Genomic DNA, 20,480 nt, shown 5'->3' with positions numbered 1-20,480 from the left:
CCATGCCGGTCGAACGGGCTTGTTTTTTTGTGATCAGTTCAAGAACTCTCTTTCTTCTGCCAATGAGCAGGAAAGCCACACTTTCCCGCTTCACTATTCAAGAAGACGGAGGGTTTTTTTATGCTTAAAAATGAAAAAGCCGTTGTTGTGTTCAGCGGCGGTCAAGACAGCACCACCTGCCTGTTCTGGGCCGTTCAGCAGTTCGGCGAGGTCGAGGCCGTGACCTTTGATTATGGCCAACGCCATAAGCTGGAAATCGATTGCGCCAAATCCATTACCGCCGAGCTCGGCATCAAACACACCGTGCTGGACATGAGCTTGCTCGGCCAATTAACGCAAAATGCTTTAACGCGCAGCGACATCGCGATTGAGCACCAGGAGGGCGAGTTGCCCAGCACGTTCGTAGACGGACGCAACCATCTCTTCCTAAGCTTTGCCGCCGTGTTGGCCAAAGGCGTAGGCGCCAAGCATATCGTCACCGGCGTCTGCGAGACGGACTTCAGCGGATATCCCGACTGCCGCGATGTTTTCGTCAAATCGCTGAACGTCACGCTGAACTTGGCGATGGATTACGAGTTCGTGATCCATACCCCACTCATGTGGATCGACAAAGCGGAGACCTGGAAGCTGGCCGATGAGCTTGGAGCCTTCGAGTTCGTCCGCGAACGGACGTTGACCTGCTACAACGGCGTCATCGGTGACGGCTGCGGTGAATGCCCGGCCTGCAAGCTGAGAAAAGCCGGGTTGGATAAATACTTGCTGGAGCGCCAGGAGGCGGATAATCGATGATCCGGACACCGGGAGAATTTCGCATCGTTGAAGCGTTGCAGAAGCTGGGCCAGGACATTGGCCAAGACCAGCTGCGTTACCACCGCCGCCGGGTGCTGGTCAGCAAGGAGTTCACTTTTGATGCGGCGCACCATTTACATGCTTATGACGGTAAATGCAAGAACTTGCACGGCCACACCTACAAAGTGGTGTTCGGCATCAGCGGTCGGCCGGACGAAATCGGCATGACCGTTGATTTTGGAACGATCAAGGAGATCTGGAAGAACGAAATCGAAGAGTACCTGGACCACCGTTATATTAATGAAACGCTGCCGCCGATGAACACAACCGCCGAGAATATGGTGGTGTGGCTGTTCGAGAAGATGGAGGAGGCGCTGCAATCCGAAGCCTACAGGAATCCGGCGCTTGAAGGCCGGACGGAGTTCGTTCGCCTCTACGAGACGCCGACCAGCTATGCCGAAGCAAGACGGGAGTGGATGCGGGATGAGTAAAGAGACTTCTGCTTCTGCACAGCTCATTGCACCGGAGTCATCCGTGCCTGTTCAAGGAACTGGAGAAACCCGCGAGCTGCCGATCCCCGTCCTGGAGATCTTTGGCCCCACCGTACAAGGCGAAGGCATGGTCATCGGGCAAAAGACGATGTTCGTCCGCACCGCCGGCTGCGACTACCGCTGCGCTTGGTGCGACTCGGCCTTTACCTGGGACGGCAGCGCGAAGGACATGATCCGCCGCCTAACCCCGGCCGAGATCCTCGGCGAGCTGCGCGACATCGGGGGCGACCGATTCGCCCACGTCACCTTGTCCGGCGGCAACCCCGCCCTTCTGCCGCAGCTCGTCGGCCTGGTCGAGGTACTCCATGCCGAAGGCATCGCCGTCGCAGTGGAAACCCAAGGCTCGCGCTGGCAGGAGTGGCTAGCCGCGGTCGACCAGGTGACGTTGTCCCCGAAGCCGCCAAGCTCGGGCATGGACACCGACTGGGACGTTCTGGACGACATCGTCGACAGGTTGGCCGCCCGCCCCCACCCGCTCGCCGTCAGCCTGAAAGTCGTCGTGTTCGACGATGACGACCTGGATTATGCGAATCAAGTGCACAGCCGATATCCCGCTGTGCCGATGTATGTGCAGGTCGGCAACCCGGACGTGAAACGGATGGACATCCAGGAGCATGCGTCTGACCTGCTGCGCCGTTACGAAGCGTTGATAGACAAAGTAGTCGCCACGCCGGACCTGAACAACGTCCGGGTATTGCCGCAGCTCCACGCCCTCGTCTGGGGCAACAAACGCGGCGTGTAGCGGTAGTTCAAAAATCGACCTTGGATCACGAAGCAGTTCGAAGAGACAAAGGCGGCGTCGAATTTTGAATTCAGCCGAGACCTCCGTTGCTCACACAGCTTCCAGCTACGCTCCGCTACTCTGTCTCGGGTTACGCTAGCTACCGAAGCCGCCTCCCTGCGGTTAACGGACTCCAGAGACGTTATTTGCCGCTCGGAGGGCATTCCCCGATTCTAACGGACTGAGGAGACCTTATTTCGTAGAAACGCAGCAAATCAGCTGCGATTAGGGCCAAATAAGGTCGCTGGAGTCCGTTACAGCGGGAAATGACCGGGAAATAGGCAAATAAGGGCTGTACGGTCCGTTAGAATCATCCGCCAAAGGCTTTGAGCGTAAAGCACAACACGCGACGCAAGCAACGCGAAATGAATATATTAAAAGGAGGGCCTCCCATGGCCGGAAGAAACCCCGAAGAAATGCAGGACGTCACGCTGCTGGGCAACCAGGGTGTGAAATATCCTTTTGACTATGCGCCTGAGGTGCTGGAGAGCTTTGACAATAAGCACCCGTACCGCGATTATTTTGTAAAGTTCAACTGTCCGGAATTCACCAGCCTGTGCCCGATCACGGGACAGCCGGACTTCGCCACCATCTACATCAGTTATATTCCTGACATCAAAATGGTGGAAAGCAAGTCGCTCAAGCTGTATCTGTTCAGCTTCCGCAATCACGGTGATTTCCACGAGGATTGTGTTAACATCATCATGAACGATCTGATCAAGCTCATGGAGCCGAAGTATATCGAGGTTTGGGGCAAATTCACCCCTCGCGGCGGCATTTCCATCGATCCCTACTGCAATTACGGACGCCCCGGCACCAAATACGAAGCGATGGCTGAACATCGCCTGATGAATCACGACATGTATCCGGAGAAGATCGATAACCGCTAATCAATCCCTTGACTTGAATCATTCAGACCTTCCCATTCGAGAGAGGAGTACATCATGAAACCGAAAGTGTTTATCTCCCGGCCGATCCCCCCGGAAGTCGAGAGTTACCTTGCCGAGCATTGCGAAATCTGCAAATGGCATGGAGACGAGCCGATGAGCCGTGACGAACTGCTAGCCAGTCTGAGCGACGCGGAAGGCTTGTTAACCGCAGACCGCAGTATTAATCAGGAGCTGCTGGACCATGCGCCTAAATTAAAAGTCGTCAGCAATATCAGCGTGGGCTACAACAACTTTGATCTAGATGCGATGAAAGCCCGCGGTGTAATGGGCACCAACACGTCAGCCGTCCTGAACGACACGGTCGCCGATCTTATCTTTGCCTTAATGCTGGACGTCGCCCGCCGGATATCCGAGCTGGACAAATACGTCAAGGCCGGGCAATGGAAACGCGGCGATGGCCAAAACCTGTTTGGGCTGGATGTCCACCACAAGAAGCTGGGAATCATCGGGATGGGTGAAATCGGCGAAGCCGTTGCCCACCGAGGGCAATTTGGCTTCGGCATGGATGTGTTGTACCACAACCGCAGCCGCAAACCGGAGGCCGAAGCCAAGCTGGGCGCCGTTTATTGCTCCTTAGACGATTTGCTGCAAGAAGCGGATTTCATCGTGCTGATCACACCGCTCACACCGGAAACCCGCAAGCTGATCGGTGCGCGTGAATTTGCCTTGATGAAGCCAACAGCCGTATTCGTCAACGCCTCGAGAGGGGCAACCGTTGACGAGCAGGCGATGACCGCCGCTTTGCAGAACGGACAAATCTACGGCGCAGGTCTCGACGTGTTCGAAAAGGAACCCATTGATCCGGACCATCCGCTGCTGAAATTACCCAACGTCGTAACCTTGCCGCATATCGGTTCGGCGACGGATCAGACCCGCAGGCAGATGGCGATGCGAGCTGCCGAGAACCTGGTCGCCGCACTGGAAGGCCGGACACCGCCGAGTCTGGTCAAGGAACTGCGGGTCTGACTGACGCAATCGATGGCAGTCCATTGTCCGTTGAAGGATGAAACAAGTTATACATTTCCTAACTAACGTACACCCTCCTCCTCGAATAAACGAAAAAACTCCCCTGGGAACGAACGTAAGCGAAAATCGCCTACGCTCCCCGGGGGAGTTTCTTATTCTTCTTCGTCCAGCAAATCGGCCGGATCGCGGTCGCCCAACCGCCCAGCCTCGGCATCCGCATAAAGTCGCTTCAGCCAGGCCAACTCCGTTCGGGCATGCTCGTAGCGACCGGCCATCAAGTGCAGTACGCTCCGCGGCACAATTCCGCGATGCTCTTCGTAGACCTGGTAGCTCAAATTCACCTGATGTTCCGCTTCCCGGATGCGATCCTCTAGCAAAGCCGCTACCTTGTCACGATCCCCGTGCCTAGCGAACACCAAAGCGACATGCAGCGGATGATAACCGGACACTTCCTCCTGAAAACGGTCGACCAGCAACTTGTGAAAATACCCCCGCCCTTTGTCCGTAATCCGGTAAACCTTCTTGTCCGGACGTCCATCGGTCTGGATGGTCTCCACCGCTTCGATATACGCAGCTTTGGCTAACTGGTCGACCGCGTAATACAGGGAGCCAATTTTAAAGTTACCGTGTTGATCGAGAAAGCGATCCCGGATGCGAATCAACATCTCGTAAGGATGTTGATCCTCCTCAAGCAGCAAGCCCAGGATGCAGAGGCGAATAGCTAACCCCTTCATATTCGCTTAACCTTGCTGATTTGAAGGCTTGGCCGTCATACGTTCGATCCGGTCCTTCGGCATCGCGATCACGACCAACACCGCGCAGACGGTCGGAACCAGCGCCCACATAAAGGTATTGGCGATCGAAGAGGACATCGCCTCCGTGATTTTATCCAAAATCTCTGGGGGAATCAGCGCTCTTTTCTCCGGACTTAACGCCTCCCGGGTATCCCCGAAATTCGCCCCGCCTTGTCCCATGCCGGCAAACGCATCCGTCATTGCTCCCGACATCAAGTTACGCTGCACGATACCAAAGATCGTAATTCCTAGCGTCATCCCCAGCGAGCGGAGAAACGAGTTCGTTGACGTCGCCGCTCCACGCTGCCGCATGTCGAAGTGATGCACGGACGCCATGCTGAGCACCGAGAAGGAGAACCCCACGCCAAAGCCCGTCAGTATGCTGTAAGCCGTAAGCAGCAAACGAGACGTATCGTTTGTTAACGTACTAAGCGCAAAGATCCCGCCGACGAAGCAGACAACCGACAAGGCCATCACCGTGCGGTAAGGAATACGCGAAGCCATCATTCCGCCCAGCATACTGCCGATCACCGAGCCGATCATCATCGGCATCAGAATAATACCGGAGTTGGTCGCAGAACCGCCGTATACCCCTTGCACGAAGATCGGGATGTATACCGTAGCGACGATAAATACACTCCCGTAAAATAAAGCCAGCAAACAGCTTGTTGCGTAAAGCCGATTTTTAAACATATCAAACGAAATAATCGGCTCTTGCGCTTTCGTTTCGAGCAGCATGAACGCGATGAAGAGCACGGCGAATCCCGCAAATAAGCCCAAAATCACGCCGGAATCCCAAGCGTATTTCTCGCCGCCAAGCTCCAGCGCAAACATCAGGCACACCACAGCTCCGACCAAGGTAAACGCCCCACCCCAGTCGATCTGCTGCTTCGCATGCGTGAGCGACTCCTTATAGTAGATAATGATCATCACCAGAGACACGATTCCAATCGGCACGTTGATGTAAAATACCCAGTGCCAGCTGAGCGCATCAGTGATGAAGGCTCCCAGCAGCGGACCGAAAATGCTGGACGTTCCAAATACGGCGCCCATTAGTCCGGTCATTTTCCCGCGCTTCTCTACCGGGAAGATATCGTAAATGATCGTAAACGCAATCGGCATCAGCGCGCCCCCGCCGATCCCCTGGATCGCCCGGAAGATGCTCAACTGCACAATGCTGCCGGCAAGGCCGCAGAGCACGGAGCCCAACAGGAACATCACGATGCCAAATAGGAAGAAGCGTTTCCGACCGTACATATCCGACAGCTTGCCAAAAATCGGCGTCCCTGCCATGACAGTAACCATATAAGCTGAAGTCACCCAAACGAATTGTTCCATCCCGCCGAGATCGGCGACAATCGTCCCCATGGCCGTCGTCACAATCGTGTTGTCCATCGCCGACATGAGAATCGCCAGCATCAGTCCGACCAGGATGAGGCGAGTATGATCTTTCTTGTCTGTAGCCAATATTTTCTCTCCTTTGTTTCTTATTCAAATTTGAATACATGACCTCTTCCTATTTTATTGAAAATATCTAAAAAGTAAACATTTTAATAATAATTCGCTTTGCTCTATAATGAAACAAGAGATCGAATGAAAGGAAGTTTTTTCAAAATGAATGAAAAATGGACCGAATTAGAACGCAAAATGCGCGAATCCGGCGTCAGCACGCTGCTAATTACAGATCCCAAGCATGTGTATTACCTCACCGGCTTCTTGAGCAATCCGCATGAACGCTTCCTCGGCGCCGTCCTTCAGTCGGGAAGCGAACCCTTCCTGGTTGTCCCGGCACTCGATGAGGAGGCAGCCCGCGAAGCGACCGACCTTACGGAGATCCTCACTCACGGCGATACGGACGATCCTTATGCCCTCCTGAATCAGCGACTGACAGGCGCGCTTGGCACGTTTGGCTTCGAGAAGGCGCAGGTATCCGTAGCCAACTTCGAACGGATGCAGGAGAAGCTGGCGTTCTCGAGATATATGGATGTCGGCCCCTGGCTCCGTGACATGCGGGTTCGCAAAAGTACGGAAGAGGTCGGCAAAATCAAACATGCCGTACATTTAATCGAACAGGTGCTCAGTCAATCGCTTCTGAAAGTGAAGGAAGGCGTAAGCGAAAGTGAACTCGTCGCCGAAGTGGAGTACCAGATCCGCAAGCTTGGCGCGGACGGTCCTTCCTTTGACTCGATGGTGTTGTCCGGTGAAAAAACAGCACTGCCGCACGGGGTTCCCGGCGACCGGTTGATCCGGCGCGGCGACTTGCTCATGTTTGACATCGGCGTTTACGCAGACGGCTACGCTTCGGATATCACCCGTACCTTTGGAGTCGGAGAGCTCTCCGGCGAGCTGATTCGCATTTATGAAACTGTGCTTGCCGCCAACGAAGCGGCGATCGCCGCCATTAAGCCAGGCGTCACCTTCGCCTCGATCGATCGCGCCGCCCGTGAGGTCATCGAAGCCGCCGGTTATGGACCTTATTTTATCCACCGGCTGGGTCATGGGCTGGGGATCGACGTACACGAATTCCCTTCTGTCCATGGAGAGAACGAACTGCTGCTGGCGGAGGGCAACGTCTTTACCGTTGAACCGGGGGTTTATGTCCCAGGGCTCGGGGGGGTCCGCATCGAAGATGATGTTCTGGTTACCGCGAGTGGCGTAGAAGTCCTAACGACTTACCCCAAACAGCTAACCCACCTCTAACATAGAATGTTACATTTATAGATAAAGAGCATTGCGATCCGAAAAACGAGTCGCAAGGCTCTTTTTTTCAACTTTTTCCGATCGATTTAGGTATGTATTTATGAAAGATCTTACGAAAACCAAAAAAAGTACGACTTTTTCGTTTTCAACGGACGTTTTTTCCTATAAAATGATACTTATGAACCATTGGTTAAAAAAGAGAGACCGCAGGTTCGATCCATGCATCGATATAAATCCATTATTTAAGGGGAACGGAGAGGATTTTCGTGTTCAAGGTCATTAATCGCTCCATAAGCCGCAGACTGATGAGTACCTATGCGGTGATCATTGTCGTATCATCTCTTTTGTTTAGTGTCAGCTTTTATAACATTTCTATGGGGATTATTGACCAGAATGTGCTGCCGCAGTTTGACAAAGTGTTGCAGACCAGTACCCAGGACATCTTCAAACGACTGGATACGACCCAATCCCTGCAATTGCTCAGCGGCAAAGATAATTCACGCTTCACGGTGGAGACGTATTTGACGAAGAGTGCCAAGGACTTTAACCTGAGCACCGCTTATCTGCTTCAGATTCAGGAGGATGGTGCTACCGTTTTGGCCACGAACGAGAATTCCGGCATGAAACCGGGCGACAAGCTGGACCTCCAACCGGCCATGTCCGAAGCATCCAAAGGCGGGGTACAAATCAGCGAGTTATATTCTGACGAATTCGGTTCGCACAAAACAGCTTTTATCGCAATTCCCGGCAGCAAAGCGATGTTGGCCGTAGGTCTGGATGCCACCTTCATCGATCAGAAGAAGGACCAAATTTTATACATATGTATCGGGATCACCCTGCTTGTCATTATCGCGGGGATGGCGGCGGCATACTTTGTCAGTACGCGGATCACGAAACCGATCAAGAAACTGGTGGCGATTACGGAGAAAATGGCCGGCGGCGATTTCCGTCAAACGATCGAAGTGAAGGGGAATGACGAAGTAGCCCAACTTGCCGGCAGCTTCCGGACAATGACCAACCAGCTTAAGGATATGTTCGCCGCCGTCATGGAAACGTCTCATGCGGTCGTAGGCGGCTCGGAAGATTTGTCTCGATCGGTTACAACGTTTGAGGATTTGATTTCGCGTTCGAGTGCAGCCACACGGGAAATCGAGGCTGGCAGCATCACGATTGCCTCCGCCGCAGCTGAAAACGCCCGGGCCATGGAAGAAATTTCGCAAGGCGTGCAGCATATCGCCGCTTCGTCCGGCGAAGTCACCGAACGGATCGGACAAGCTGCCGATGAAGCTGGAACCGGCAATACGTTGGCGCAGACGGCTGTGATGCAAATGCAGAACGTAGAGGATGCGGCCAACCGGACCCTTGAGCATATTCGCACCTTGAACGACCGTTCCGAATCGATTTCGAACGTTGTGGGGACGATTACGGAAATCACGAAGCAGATTAATATTCTGGCGCTCAACGCAGCGATCGAAGCCGCACGGGCCGGGGAGCACGGGAAAGGATTTGCTGTCGTAGCCGAGGAAGTCCGCAAGCTGGCCGAGCAATCCCGCCTGGCGATGGAGGAAATCGGGGAGAACCTGCTCAGCATCCGGGAAGAGTCGGAGAATTCTGTCAGCGCGATGCAACGAGCCAGCGAGGAGATCGTCTCTGGTACCGAGCGCGTGAAGCAAGCCGGACAAGCCTTCGAACAATTGACGGAGCTCATTCAGAACGTCAACTTGACGATCCAATCCGTCTCTGCATCCACACAGGAGGTGTCCGCCGGTACCGAGGAAGTGACCGCTTCCGTTGAGGAGTCGGCGAACATTACCGCCAAATCGTTGGCGAACATGGAGCAAATCGCCAATTATTCGCAGCAGCAACTCAGCGAAATGGAAAGCCACGCTCGCACGGTACGTTCGCTGCATGAACAGGCGTTGTCGCTGCAGGAATCGATTGCAAAGTTCCGTATTTAACGGACGACGCAAATCGAAATAAATGTACCCTGACCACTCCCCCAGAATTACCGGGGCTGACGGTCAGGGTACATTTATTTAACCGGTATAGGACATTTCGTTTACGGAATCAACTTCCTCCCACTCCCTCTCCGGCTTCTTCCAATAGGCTTCGCTGCCCGGTAGATCATCGAACCAAGCGGCCTCATCCGGACAAGGCAAGATCATGAATTTGCCATACTCATTGTCTCGCGACTGATGGTATTTGAGATAAGCATGGCCGTCATCGATCCCCAAAATTTCGATTTTGCCCGACGAATGACTCATCGACAGGCGCACCCGCTTGCCTAAACCCGATGTGCGAGCTTTCGCTTCCTCAACCAGCTGATACGCCCGTTTCAGCGGAATGACAAAGTCAGCATTTCCGGCGACCGGACGGTTGATGAAGAAATAATAAGGGGTGACGCCGGCCCAGGATAACCGATCCAGCAATTCGCCAAGCACGGCCGCATCGTCGTTAATGCCTTTGAGGATCGGGGTCTGATTAACCACAATTGCACCGGCGTCGTGCAGCGCCTGGAAGCCTTTCTTAGCCTCAGGGGTAATTTCGCGCGGATGATTGATATGCGCCATGACATAAATACGTTGGTCTACGGTCGAGAATTCCTTGATCAGATCCAACAGCTCCGGATCTTCATAGATTCGCATAGGATTAAAAACGGGGATTTTGGAGCCAAGCCGGATGATCTTGACATGTTCAATGGCCCGCAGCTGTTCGAGAATGGAACGCAGCTTTCTCGTGGCCAGGATCAGGCTGTCACCGCCGGTCAGCAGCACGTTGTTAATCTCGGGATGTTGAGCAATGTACTCAATGCCCGGCGTCACATCCGACATCGCCTCCTTCACATCGTTACGGAACAGCCGTTTGCGGAAACAATAGCGGCAGTAGGAGCCGCAAACCTCGGATACGATGAGCAGCGCGGTCGTCCGGTACTTGTGCTGGCAGCCGGGAACCGCATAGTTCGTCGCCTCGTCGGAAGCGTCCCAGCGCCCGTATTCTTTCAGTTCGCCCGTATTCGGGATCACCAGCTTGCGGATGGGGTCCTCCGGATCGTTCCAGTCAATCAGATTCAGATAGTAATCATTCACCCGAAAGACGAATTTGTCCGTTATCGGTTTCAGTTCCTGCCGCTCCTGCTCGGACAACTCGCTCACCTTGGCAATGTCGGTGATGTACTTCGGATTTGCCATAATCATCTCCTCCTTTAATGGGTCGATGGGTAAAGAAGAAGCCGGAAACCTTGCAGTGAATGTGAGTACTCCGCCGAATGCTCGGGTCATATCCCTTGAGAAACACAAAAAGACCCCGCTCAAATAAACAGGGTCATTAATTGATGACTGAATATATTTAAGATGACCCATCCACTGCAAACGAGGTTAGCTGACGGGCTCGGGAAAGATGGTTCCCTACGTTAGTACTAGCAACGATTCGCCCCAAAAAGTGGTTCCCCCGCTTTTCGACTTTACTCATCGAAAATTAAGCGTATTATCATGCTACCTTAGAATCACCTGATTTGTCAAAGCTTACCTTCTTCTACCCTCGGGCGAATTCCGGAGATTTCGTATACCAGGTCCATCCGCAAATGGCCGCGGACCTCATCGGCCAGTCGGTTGAAGGCCTCCTCCTTCCGTAAGGAGGACGCAAAGGTGGTCCCCAAGGGTTCTAGACCTTTGCCTGTACGCAGCCCATCCAACAAGGCACGTCGCCAAGCATCATTGTGGAATACCCCATGCAGATATGTCCCGAATACTCTCCCGTCTGCGCGGGCTGCTCCTTCCGGATGCGAATTCTCCTTCACTCCTCCTTGCCCTGGCTCTAGCCCTTCGGCTTGCAGCATAAACAAAGGGCGGATGTCCTGAAGCCGCTTCGTCGTGCCAGAGTGGATTTCATAACCCTCGATTGGGAGGAGGCGATCTGAAGGAACCAGCGGAACTGGCAGGTTGTCTACCGTATGGCCATAAACGCGGATGGTTCTCTTGCCCGGTACGAAGGTCGTCGATAAAGGCAGCAAACCGAGTCCCCTCGTAGATCTCGCTTGGCCGGATTCTACCGCTTCTGGATCATGCAGCTGTTCTCCCAGCATTTGATATCCGCCACAAATGCCAACTAGCTGGGTTTGGGTATCCCCTTCGATCAGTCTGCAAATCGCTCCTTCCAGTCCTTGTACCCGCAAGAATTCCAAATCCCCGATCGTGTCCTTAGTTCCCGGTAAAATGACGGCATCCGGACAACCAAGCTCCGAGGGGCTGCTCACATAACGAAGCGATACGTCCGGTTCGGCGGCCAAAGGTGCAAAATCAGTAAAATTAGAAATCCGCGGGTAACGAATAACCGCGATGTCCAACTCCTTGCCAACCGCCTTCTCCGAGCGGGTTGCGTAGGTATCCAGGACAACGGAATCCTCCGCTTCAATATCCAGATCTGGCAGGAAGGGAAGTACGCCCAGCACGGGAATTCCCGTTCGCTGCTCCAGCCAATCCAATCCAGGCTGAAGCAGGGACAAGTCGCCGCGGAACTTATTGATCATGAACCCTTTGACCCGGGCTCGTTCGTGCGGCTCCAGCAGCTCCAACGTACCGACGAGAAAAGCAAATACACCGCCTCGATCGATATCGCCAACCAGAATGACCGGAGCATCTGCCCACTCAGCCAGATTCATATTAACGATATCCCGCTGCTTCAGGTTGATTTCCGCCGGGCTGCCAGCCCCCTCCATGACAACGATACCGTGTTTCGTGCGTAATCTCCCGAGCGCTTCCATCACCAGCGACTTGGCGTGGGGCAGGAATTCCTCGCGATAGTCTGATGCGCTGAGATGTCGGTAAGGACGGCCGTGAACGACGATTTGCGAATGCATCTCACCCGTTGGCTTGATCAATACTGGATTCATGTCCGTGGTGGCATCGATCCCGCAAGCCTCCGCCTGGACCCCTTGCGCCCGGCCGATTTCGCATCCGTCAGGTGTAACGTAGGAGTTCAGAGCCATATTCTGCGATTTAAACGGAGCTGGACGAAGCCCATCCTGCGCGAAAATACGGCACAGCGCCGTCACGATGACGCTTTTTCCCACATCCGATGCCGTACCTTGGATCATGAGAACCGGGCTGGCCGCAGCGGCTGCAAACTCGTCAGACCCTTTGTTCACTTGAACTCCACTCCTTTCCGAATCGTGAGATTTGCTACCCCTGTAGGCGGCTTTGTACGATTATCCCTTTCGTTAAGGGTAAGCGCCCTTGTAACGTAATCAGCACCTTGAACATAAGGGATAATGGCGCAAAACCTGGGTTAGGACATGGACTTACCTCAACATTAACACCTGGGCCTTACCGCAATATCAACACGGCGAGCAGCAGAAGGACGGCCTCCAGCCCTTCACCAAGCGCCCCGTACGTGTCACCCGTCAAGCCGCCCAGCTTGGCACTGATCCGACGGGCCGCCCAGGTTCCCGCTGCCCAAGCAATCAAAGGCGCCACAACGATATAGAGTAATGAGCGAAGCAACGCGGTTTCGTCAGCTTCGCCCAGCGACAGGAGCAGGGTTAGCAGCAGCACCATGACGGTTAATGTGACTGCCATTATCGTGCCCCCCCAGGCATCCCGCTCACCGAAGCCGTGGAACTGCGCGGCTAACCCCTCACCTTGCCGCGCTTTCGGCCATCGATACATCGCCCGACTCATAAACCAGCGGCTCCATAAAGGGGCCATCAACAACACGAGCCCCATTGTCACCATGTCTCCTTGGAGGAGGGATGCCAACAACGAGGCCTTAAGCAAAAGCAAGAGAACGCAGGCCAATACTCCCATCGCACCAACCCGGCTGTCTTTCATAATCTCCAACATCTTCTCGCGTGACCGGTAGCTAAGCAGCCCGTCGGCCGTATCCATCCAACCGTCCAGATGCAGCCCTCCGGTTAACCAGACCCCGAGAATTAAGGCGAGTACGGCCGCCGGAAGCGGCGGAAGCAGCCAAGCGGCGAGCCAGCCTCCCGCCCAGACGGAGGCGCCGATCGCTGCTCCCACTAGCGGATAATAAGCGGTGCTGCGTCGCAACAGGTCCGGCGTAAATTCCAGTTCGGCCCGAACCGGGAAGCGGGACAGGAATTGGAAGGCGGCCAGCAACGGTTGCAGAGTACCCGATTTGTCCTTCCGGGCAGTAGTATCGCGTCTCGATACGGTCATAAGCGATACTCCAGGCTTTTCAGCTCGATGGGGATTCCCGCGGTGACCAGAAAGACCTGGTCCGATATTGACGCCATCGTGCGGTTCAGCAGGCCGGCCCAATCCCGGTATTGCCGGCCTAGCGGATACTCGGGAACGATCCCGCTGCCCACCTCGTTGGTCACCATCACCAGCGTGCCGGGAAAAGCTTCTACAGCAGCGGCCAGCCGCTCGATTTCCCTCGCCAACACGGCGTCGGAGGTATCCGGGCCATCACCTGCGCGAAGGAGCACGTTCGACAGCCATAGGGTCAAGCAGTCGATCAGCACGATCGGGCAAGTGACTTCCGAGACCGAGATCTCCTCCATCCTATCCGGTTGTTCACCTAACTCCTGCAACAGCTCAACCAGACCAAGCGGCGCTTCACGGGTTGTCCAAGCGAACCCGCTTTGCTCCCTCTGGAGACGGTGCAGGTTGATCCGGGCCTTCATCTCGTCGTCAAACGCTTGCGCCGTTGCCACATAACAGGCGGCCTTCGCCTGTTTCATCACCCAACGTTCGGCGAACGTGCTTTTGCCGCTGCGAGCGCCGCCGGTCACCAGGATTTTCATCGCGCCGTCTCCCCGTCATTTGCGCCCTGCTTGCCATCCGTGACGCCGGCGCTCTCGAACGTCGCCATCTCGGTCACGATGCGGCAGGCCGCATCGACGAGATGGAGCGCCAGCACGCCGCCCGTGCCTTCGCCCAGCCGCATGTCCAGCTCCAGCATCGGATTCAGCCCGAGCTCCTTCAAGAGGGCGCAGTGTCCTTGCTCGTGAGAGACATGCGAAGCGATCAGGTAACCGGCCGCCTCTGGCTTCAGCCGTACCGCCAGCAACGCGGCGACGGACGAAATAAATCCGTCGATCACGACCGGGCAGCGCCGGGCGGCGGCCCCCAGGATGACGCCGGTTAATCCGGCGATTTCCAGGCCACCCACCTTGGCCAGCACATCCAGCGGATCATCTGCATCCGGATGGTTAGTCTCCAGTGCCCGCTCCACAACCGCGATTTTGTGCAGCAGCCGTTCATCGTTGACCCCGGTTCCGCGTCCAACCGTCTGCTGCGGGGTAACTCCCGTCAGGCTGCTCATGATCGCAGCGCTGGCCGTAGTGTTGCCGATGCCCATCTCCCCGGTGACAAACAATCGTACGCCTTGGGACACCGCGGCATCAACCACCTCGACACCCACTAAGATAGCCGCCTCGGCTTCATCTCGGGACATTGCCGGTCCTTTAGCCATATTCCCGGTTCCGTAACGCAGCTTTCGCTGGACAAGAGCAGGATGCGATAACTCCGCATTCACCCCGATATCCACGCAAACGACGTCGGCCGAAGCCTGACGCGCCAGCACATTCACCGCTGCGCCGCCGGTCAAGAAGTTGTGCACCATCTGCGGAGTCACTTCTGCCGGAAACGCGCTGACCCCTTCCTCACAAACGCCGTGATCTGCCGCCATGACGATCACCGAACGTTTCGAGAACATCGGTCGGATCTCGCCCGTGATGCCCGCCAGCTTCTCAGCCAATTCTTCCAGCTTTCCGAGGCTTCCCGGCGGTTTCGTCAAACGGTCCACATGGACGCGCGCCCCTGCCATTGCGGCTTGGTCCAGTGGAGTTATCCCTTGTAACAGTTGCCCTAATGAATCATATCCCATAACTTTATTCCCCTCTCTTCCTTAAGCATTCCTTTCATACTTCCGACGCCTCTACAGCCGTTCCCTGCGCAGCAGCAGCTGCGGAACATCCGCATCCGGATGTATCACTTGATGAGCCTGAACCCCAAACACCGCAGCGACTAGCTCCGGCGACAGTATGTCCTCCGGCTCTCCCTGATCCACTATCCGGCCACCGCTCATAACAAGCAGATGACTGCAAAACAACGCGGCCAAATTCAGATCATGCATCACGGATACGACGGTAAGCCCTGCTTCACGCCGCCATTCGGCCACCAGCTCCATAAATTGCATTTGGTAACGCAGGTCCAGATAAGTCGTGGGTTCATCCAGCAATACCAACTCTGGTTGCTGGGCCATCACCTTCCCAAGCGCCACCCTCTGCCGTTGCCCCCCGCTCAGCACGTGAAGCGGACGATGCTCCAGCTCCTTCAAGTCGAGGCGATCCATAATTCCGTCGATGAGGCGACGGCCTGCTTCCGCCCCTCCGCTCTCCTTGCCGCGCCAATCCTGATGGGCAAATCGCCCCATTTCCACGACCTCGCGAACCGTAAACGCCACAGACGGAAGGCCGTCCTGCTGGAGCACGGCGACCTTACGCGACAATTCCTTGCGGGAGTAAGCAGCCAGCGAATGCCCCCCAAGCGCAATGGAGCCGACATCCGGCTGTTCCACGCCTGAGATTAGATTCAGCAAAGTCGTTTTGCCACTACCGTTTGGACCAATCAATCCCCAAAACTCACCGCGGCCAACCTGCCAGTCTACATCTTTCAACACCTCCAGCCGGCCAAACGCCTTCGCAACTCCCGACACCTCGATCAACGCAGTTCCTCCTCTCTTTGCTTCTTTTTCCGATACAGCAGATATCCAAAGAAAGGTGCCCCCACAAACGCGGTGACGATCCCCAGCGGAATTTCCGTGGGAGCCAGCAACGACCGGGCAGCCAGGTCGCTCCACATCATGAAGATCCCCCCGCCCAAGGCGGACAACGGGATAATCAAGCGGTAATCCGGTCCGGTGATTAGTCGGATCATATGAGGAACGACCAAACCCACAAACCCGATCACCCCCGACACCGACACCGCTGCCGCGGTCATTAGCGTGGCAACGAGCAGCACCGCCAGCTTCGTCCGTTCCACCGCCATTCCGGAATGAGAAGCTTGACGTTCGCCAAGAGTCAGCAGATTCAAGTGTTTAGCCCGGCTCCAGAGGAACAATGCTCCCAGCAGTAAATACGGCAAAAGGATGGCCGTATACGACCATCCGCGCAAGCTCAAACTTCCCATCGTCCAATAATAAATTTCATTGATCGTCTTCTTCGACATCGCCGTTAAGAAGGATACGACCGCACCTAGAAAAGACTGCATCACGACCCCGGACAAGACCAGGCTTTCGATCGGCAGCTTCCCGTTCTCCCGGGCCAACCAGATCACGATCCACAACGTAACCGCCCCCGTAACGAAGGCGATTATCGGTAACGTAAAGATGCCAAGCAACGAAAACTGCCATCCGAAAAAAATTAGCACAGCCGCACCAATCGCCGAACCCGACGATACGCCCAACGTGAACGGATCGGCCAGCGGGTTGCGCAGCACACCTTGAAACCCGGCGCCCGCCACGGCGAGCGAAGCGCCGACCAACATGCCGAGCAGCACGCGGGGCAGGCGAACCTGAACGACGATTTGCTCCGCTGCGGTGCTCCAATCCGGCGTAATCAGGCGACCAAGTCCCGGGAGCCGATGCAGCAGAATAGCCGCGATATCCCCGGCAGGCACATATACGGAGCCGATGCCGATGCAGAACAGCAGCGTCACGGCCAGCAGTACGAGCCCGGCCGCACCGTATCCTGCTAATCTGCCGCGCGTCATGGCTGGATCAAGTCCGGATGAACCGCCTTGGCGACTTCGATCAGCCCTTGCGTTACGCGAGGGCCTGTGCGGCTGAGGAGATTATCGTCTAAAGCGATAATTCGATTCTCCTTCACGGCCGTGATTTGGTCCCAGCCTGAACGACCTTTGATGATTTCGGCCAATGTCTTATTATTCTCGTCAATTACGCTTTTTGCATATAAAATGACGTCCGGATTCGCCTGGATAATCTGTTCCTCATTTATTTCGGACCACCCCTCGACATCGGAAGCGACGTTAATGCCGCCGGATAACGTGATCATCTCATCCATGAACTCGCCTTTGCCGACTGTCCAACCCGGGGAGAATTCAATATATACCTTTTGCTTCTGGTCCTCGCTCAGAGATCCAACCGCGTCGGTCACGGTTTGGATTTCCTGCTTCATCTTCCCGATCACCTCGGTCGCTTCGGCCTGCTGATTGGTAATTTCACCGATCGTTTGAATATGCTCCATCACCGCGTCAATCGTTTTCGGATTGGACTGTAAGACGGTTAGCCCCATATCTGTCAAGCTTTTGACCGTCGCCTCATCAATGAGATTAGCCGCCAGAATGAGATCCGGCTGCGCTGCCACGACCGCTTCAACGTTCACCTGGAATCCGCCCATCCGCGGTTTGTCCTTCACCGCTTCCGGATAGTCGTCTAAATCAGATACGCCGGCGACTTGTTCGTCCAGCCCAAGCGCAAACAGCACCTCCGTCTCTGAAGGCGCCAGCGAAACGATTCGTTCCGGCGCTGCGTTAAATGTGAACTCCTTGCCAGTGGAATCCGTTGCGGTATAAGGATAAGTCGTCTCCTGTACGGCCGGTTGATTCGCCTCCGCGTTCGTTCCTGCGTTTTGCGTTGGTTGCGCCGCCTCTGCTGCGTTCCTCGTTCCTTGGTTCACTGTGTTATTGTTACCGCAGGCAGCCAGCACCAGCAGTAATGCCAGCAAACCCAGGCTCCCGATTCGTCTCCAGTTCTTCATCTCCAAATCTCCCCTTTTTGTTCATTCCCGTTGGTAAAGAATCGCCTCGTGCTTCAGCGGTACGTCGTGCAGCCGGACTTCAAGTCCAGGCGAACACCATCCCGGCAACAAAGAAAAACCCCAATCCTGGCGGATGGGGTTACGTCTACAAAGTCATGCTGCGCGCCGACGAAGGGAAAATGCTCCACAGTCCGGCGCCAAGCCATGATATTCTTGGCAGAACGTTATCCTTTCCTCGAAGGACCGTCTTGATTTCCCGTGGCAGGTCTCCTGACTTCCAGGTATTGACGAAAGCTCGCCTTCCCATCTCCCTCGCGAGCGACAGTGGCATCATGAGCTCGTCCCTGTTTACAGTGGCGGGACCGTGCCGGATTTGCACCGGCTTCCCTTTTAACCCGAAGCGGCACGGCGTTCTTCACCGTTGCTTCAGGACCTACGGGCACAATTTGTACGCTTGTCTTAAGGCTTTCTTCTCTATTGGATTATAGGGGAAAAGAGGGCTACTGACAATATCTAATCCATTTCGCCATGAATTCGACTTCACTCCAGAGACAAATCAGCTCCCAGGACGCCGATCGCTTCGCCTCCGCGGCGGATGGGTACGGCCAGCGTCATACACCGCCGTTTCGTAATTGCCGAGATATACACCTCAGAGATGACTGTCTCCCCGGCAAGCGCACGGCGGAACCAATCCCGGCCTTTGGCGTTCAGCAGGCCGGCCTCCGGAATGGAAACGACAAAGGATCCATCCTCGCGGTTGGACCAAGCTGCCTCCAGGCCGGGTTCCGCGGTCAAGAGCTCTTCCAATGCCGCTCGGTGTCCAGCCGGTTCCATCGCCAGGAACTGTGGCTGATCGGCTGCTTGAAGCAGCTTCCGGGCATACACCTGCCCCAACGCCACCGTATCCTCACCTTCAGCGGCAGCATCCGCCCCCGAATACACCGAGTTAAGCGAAACCATCAGCTCGCCTTGCGCCCGGTCGAGTCCCACGACCACCGTCTGCAACTTGGCAATATGCTCGCGTTCGGACTCCATTCGAGTCAGCGCGCCCTCCACATGAATAATACTCCGGTTCAGAGCTTCATGGACCTCACCCAGCATGGCCTCCATGTTACGCGTCATTTCAGCTTGCTCCCGGCTGCGCTGCCCCGTCTCCGCAACCAGCCCGTTCACCCCAGCCACTTCCTCTGCAATGAAACGGATATCCTCCCCCATTCGCTTCATGAGGGTAATGCCCTCCATCGCCGAATCCCGACTTCCTTTTAACGTAGACTTCACGCGGTCAACGTCCGCAGTGATCTGCCGGAATAACGGCGCAGAGCGACTGATTGCCTCGGTACTTTGGTCCGCCAGTTGGCGCATGCGCACGGCTACCACATCGAACCCTTTGCCCTGGTCACCTAAGCGAGCCGCTTCGATCGAGGCATTTAGCGCCAGTAAAGCCACCTCCCCGGCAATCTCCTCCAGACTCCGGTACAACGTGCCCAGCTTGCGCGTATTGGTCTCCAACTCCTCCATCGGCTCGGCAATCGATTCCTGGGAGTCGGCCAACGAACGGATCGTGCCATCCGCCGTTTCAAGCGCCCCGGCCATACGCACCGCTTCGGCCCGGGTGTGCTCGCTGCGGCGAAGGAGATGCTCCGCGGCGTCATGGATTTGGGAAGCTGATGCAGCTACCTCTTCCATCGCTGCCAAGCTCTCCTGTACCTGTTCCAGCGAACGCTCGCTGCTGTGCTTCAGCTTCAAATCTTCCGCCGCTGCCACATCGGCTAATCTTTGCAGCTGCTCAAGGCTACCGCTCACTTCGCTGACCGCCGCCTGCAGCCGATCCGCTGCCACCAGCGATTCATTGACGACCGCCGTCCAATCAACCTCGTCCCGCTGATGTTCGCCGGCCCCTAACGCAATCGGCTTGTTTCCCAGCAACCTACTCCAGCGTGCAGACTCCCTGGTTCCCGCCTGCAGCATCGAGTATCCCCAGCAGAGAAGCATCAGTAACGTCAGAACCGTGATGTACCACGGCGTCTTCGCCCCTATCACATAAACCGCAAGAAGCACCGCCAATCCCGCCCCAAACCACGCGGCGTATTTTCCCAACCAACGAAGTCGATCCATGTCCCCACCCCTATATGTAAATTTTTCTAACATTATAGAATAGGACCAGAGTCATAGAAAGGGAAAAATTGGGGATTTCGAGCCCCTGTG

18 protein-coding genes and 2 riboswitches are annotated in these 20,480 nt (G+C 55.5%); of the genes, 7 read left to right on the top strand and 11 right to left on the bottom strand.

The features are described from left to right. Positions 1-120 precede the first annotated feature (120 nt). The 5 genes from queC (at position 121) to M0651_RS01850 (ending at position 4,037) form a co-directional block, all read left to right on the top strand. Entirely contained in the window at positions 121-789 is a 669-nt protein-coding gene (gene queC / locus M0651_RS01870) for a 7-cyano-7-deazaguanine synthase QueC (RefSeq protein WP_248550138.1), read from the top strand. Beyond that, positions 786-1,280, top strand: a complete 495-nt coding sequence (gene queD / locus M0651_RS01865; protein WP_248550137.1) for a 6-carboxytetrahydropterin synthase QueD — start codon at positions 786-788, stop codon at positions 1,278-1,280. The genes queC and queD overlap by 4 nt, the downstream gene beginning before the upstream one ends. After that, positions 1,195-2,082 carry a 7-carboxy-7-deazaguanine synthase QueE gene (gene queE / locus M0651_RS01860; protein ID WP_282577685.1) on the top strand — a complete coding sequence of 296 codons (888 nt, stop codon included), beginning with the start codon at positions 1,195-1,197 and terminating at the stop codon, positions 2,080-2,082. Before queD ends, queE begins: the two co-directional genes overlap by 86 nt. A 431-nt stretch (positions 2,083-2,513) precedes the next feature. Beyond that, entirely contained in the window at positions 2,514-3,011 is a 498-nt protein-coding gene (queF, locus tag M0651_RS01855; protein ID WP_248550136.1) for a preQ(1) synthase, read from the top strand. A 54-nt stretch (positions 3,012-3,065) separates the two neighbouring features. Continuing rightward, positions 3,066-4,037: a 2-hydroxyacid dehydrogenase gene (locus tag M0651_RS01850; protein ID WP_248550135.1), complete on the top strand. Its 972-nt coding sequence runs from the start codon at positions 3,066-3,068 to the stop codon at positions 4,035-4,037. 152 nt (positions 4,038-4,189) lie between these two features. Here M0651_RS01850 and M0651_RS01845 read toward each other — a convergent pair whose 3' ends face one another. Then, a complete protein-coding gene (locus tag M0651_RS01845) occupies positions 4,190-4,771 on the bottom strand; it encodes a PadR family transcriptional regulator (RefSeq protein WP_248550134.1) in 582 nt (193 codons plus the stop codon). A gap of 6 nt (positions 4,772-4,777) precedes the next feature. After that, the gene (locus M0651_RS01840; protein ID WP_248550305.1) at positions 4,778-6,250 is read right to left on the bottom strand and encodes an MDR family MFS transporter; all 1,473 of its coding nucleotides are present in this window, start codon (positions 6,248-6,250) and stop codon (positions 4,778-4,780) included. Positions 6,251-6,445: 195 nt separating this feature from the next. Here M0651_RS01840 and M0651_RS01835 point away from each other — a divergent pair, with 195 nt between their 5' ends. Next, positions 6,446-7,531 carry a M24 family metallopeptidase gene (locus M0651_RS01835; protein WP_248550133.1) on the top strand — a complete coding sequence of 362 codons (1,086 nt, stop codon included), beginning with the start codon at positions 6,446-6,448 and terminating at the stop codon, positions 7,529-7,531. A 266-nt stretch (positions 7,532-7,797) separates the two neighbouring features. Beyond that, on the top strand, positions 7,798-9,489 hold the full coding sequence (locus M0651_RS01830) for a methyl-accepting chemotaxis protein (RefSeq protein ID WP_248550132.1): 1,692 nt from the start codon (positions 7,798-7,800) through the stop codon (positions 9,487-9,489). 78 nt (positions 9,490-9,567) lie between these two features. Here the strand turns inward: M0651_RS01830 and M0651_RS01825 are convergent, their stop codons facing one another. From M0651_RS01825 to M0651_RS01785, 9 genes are all read right to left on the bottom strand, one after another. Then, positions 9,568-10,719, bottom strand: a complete 1,152-nt coding sequence (locus M0651_RS01825) for a KamA family radical SAM protein (RefSeq protein ID WP_248550131.1) — start codon at positions 10,717-10,719, stop codon at positions 9,568-9,570. A gap of 160 nt (positions 10,720-10,879) precedes the next feature. Then, positions 10,880-11,022, bottom strand: a riboswitch (cyclic di-AMP (ydaO/yuaA leader). A gap of 23 nt (positions 11,023-11,045) precedes the next feature. Further along, positions 11,046-12,623, bottom strand: coding sequence for a cobyric acid synthase (locus M0651_RS01820; protein ID WP_248550304.1), 1,578 nt, complete (start codon positions 12,621-12,623; stop codon positions 11,046-11,048). Between the two features lie 229 nt (positions 12,624-12,852). Next, entirely contained in the window at positions 12,853-13,707 is an 855-nt protein-coding gene (gene cobS, locus M0651_RS01815; protein ID WP_248550130.1) for an adenosylcobinamide-GDP ribazoletransferase, read from the bottom strand. Beyond that, complete coding sequence (cobU, locus tag M0651_RS01810; RefSeq protein WP_248550129.1) at positions 13,704-14,297, bottom strand: bifunctional adenosylcobinamide kinase/adenosylcobinamide-phosphate guanylyltransferase; 594 nt, start codon at positions 14,295-14,297, stop codon at positions 13,704-13,706. The genes cobS and cobU overlap by 4 nt, the downstream gene beginning before the upstream one ends. Beyond that, positions 14,294-15,382: a nicotinate-nucleotide--dimethylbenzimidazole phosphoribosyltransferase gene (cobT, locus tag M0651_RS01805; RefSeq protein WP_282577683.1), complete on the bottom strand. Its 1,089-nt coding sequence runs from the start codon at positions 15,380-15,382 to the stop codon at positions 14,294-14,296. The genes cobU and cobT overlap by 4 nt, the downstream gene beginning before the upstream one ends. A 51-nt stretch (positions 15,383-15,433) precedes the next feature. After that, positions 15,434-16,222 (bottom strand): ABC transporter ATP-binding protein, encoded by a 789-nt coding sequence (locus M0651_RS01800; RefSeq protein WP_248550128.1) that lies wholly within the window; start codon positions 16,220-16,222, stop codon positions 15,434-15,436. After that, the gene (locus M0651_RS01795) at positions 16,219-17,268 is read right to left on the bottom strand and encodes a FecCD family ABC transporter permease (protein WP_248550127.1); all 1,050 of its coding nucleotides are present in this window, start codon (positions 17,266-17,268) and stop codon (positions 16,219-16,221) included. Before M0651_RS01795 ends, M0651_RS01800 begins: the two co-directional genes overlap by 4 nt. After that, the gene (locus M0651_RS01790; RefSeq protein ID WP_248550126.1) at positions 17,265-18,275 is read right to left on the bottom strand and encodes an ABC transporter substrate-binding protein; all 1,011 of its coding nucleotides are present in this window, start codon (positions 18,273-18,275) and stop codon (positions 17,265-17,267) included. The genes M0651_RS01795 and M0651_RS01790 overlap by 4 nt, the downstream gene beginning before the upstream one ends. A 243-nt stretch (positions 18,276-18,518) precedes the next feature. After that, positions 18,519-18,728, bottom strand: a riboswitch (cobalamin riboswitch). An 87-nt stretch (positions 18,729-18,815) separates the two neighbouring features. Further along, on the bottom strand, positions 18,816-20,390 hold the full coding sequence (locus tag M0651_RS01785) for a methyl-accepting chemotaxis protein (protein ID WP_248550125.1): 1,575 nt from the start codon (positions 20,388-20,390) through the stop codon (positions 18,816-18,818). Positions 20,391-20,480: the final 90 nt, after the last annotated feature.

It is taken from the genome of Paenibacillus mellifer (assembly GCF_023195895.1).
Taxonomy (GTDB): domain Bacteria; phylum Bacillota; class Bacilli; order Paenibacillales; family Paenibacillaceae; genus Fontibacillus; species Fontibacillus mellifer.
The sequence above is the reverse complement of the archived record's forward strand: the minus strand, read 5'-3'. Positions and strand labels throughout refer to the sequence as shown.

Bases quoted from the DNA above. Each gene is read 5' to 3' on its own strand.
- M0651_RS01840 (WP_248550305.1), bottom strand. From the start codon at position 6,250: ATGCTGGCGATTCTCATGTCGGCGATGGACAACACGATTGTGACGACG.
- M0651_RS01835 (WP_248550133.1), top strand. From the start codon at position 6,446: ATGAATGAAAAATGGACCGAATTAGAACGCAAAATGCGCGAATCCGGC.
- cobT (WP_282577683.1), bottom strand. From the start codon at position 15,382: ATGGGATATGATTCATTAGGGCAACTGTTACAAGGGATAACTCCACTG.
- M0651_RS01795 (WP_248550127.1), bottom strand. From the start codon at position 17,268: ATGACGCGCGGCAGATTAGCAGGATACGGTGCGGCCGGGCTCGTACTG.
- M0651_RS01850 (WP_248550135.1), top strand. From the start codon at position 3,066: ATGAAACCGAAAGTGTTTATCTCCCGGCCGATCCCCCCGGAAGTCGAG.
- queF (WP_248550136.1), top strand. From the start codon at position 2,514: ATGGCCGGAAGAAACCCCGAAGAAATGCAGGACGTCACGCTGCTGGGC.
- M0651_RS01785 (WP_248550125.1), bottom strand. From the start codon at position 20,390: ATGGATCGACTTCGTTGGTTGGGAAAATACGCCGCGTGGTTTGGGGCG.
- M0651_RS01790 (WP_248550126.1), bottom strand. From the start codon at position 18,275: ATGAAGAACTGGAGACGAATCGGGAGCCTGGGTTTGCTGGCATTACTG.
- queC (WP_248550138.1), top strand. From the start codon at position 121: ATGCTTAAAAATGAAAAAGCCGTTGTTGTGTTCAGCGGCGGTCAAGAC.
- M0651_RS01845 (WP_248550134.1), bottom strand. From the start codon at position 4,771: ATGAAGGGGTTAGCTATTCGCCTCTGCATCCTGGGCTTGCTGCTTGAG.
- cobS (WP_248550130.1), bottom strand. From the start codon at position 13,707: ATGACCGTATCGAGACGCGATACTACTGCCCGGAAGGACAAATCGGGT.
- M0651_RS01820 (WP_248550304.1), bottom strand. From the start codon at position 12,623: ATGATCCAAGGTACGGCATCGGATGTGGGAAAAAGCGTCATCGTGACG.
- queD (WP_248550137.1), top strand. From the start codon at position 786: ATGATCCGGACACCGGGAGAATTTCGCATCGTTGAAGCGTTGCAGAAG.
- M0651_RS01825 (WP_248550131.1), bottom strand. From the start codon at position 10,719: ATGGCAAATCCGAAGTACATCACCGACATTGCCAAGGTGAGCGAGTTG.
- cobU (WP_248550129.1), bottom strand. From the start codon at position 14,297: ATGAAAATCCTGGTGACCGGCGGCGCTCGCAGCGGCAAAAGCACGTTC.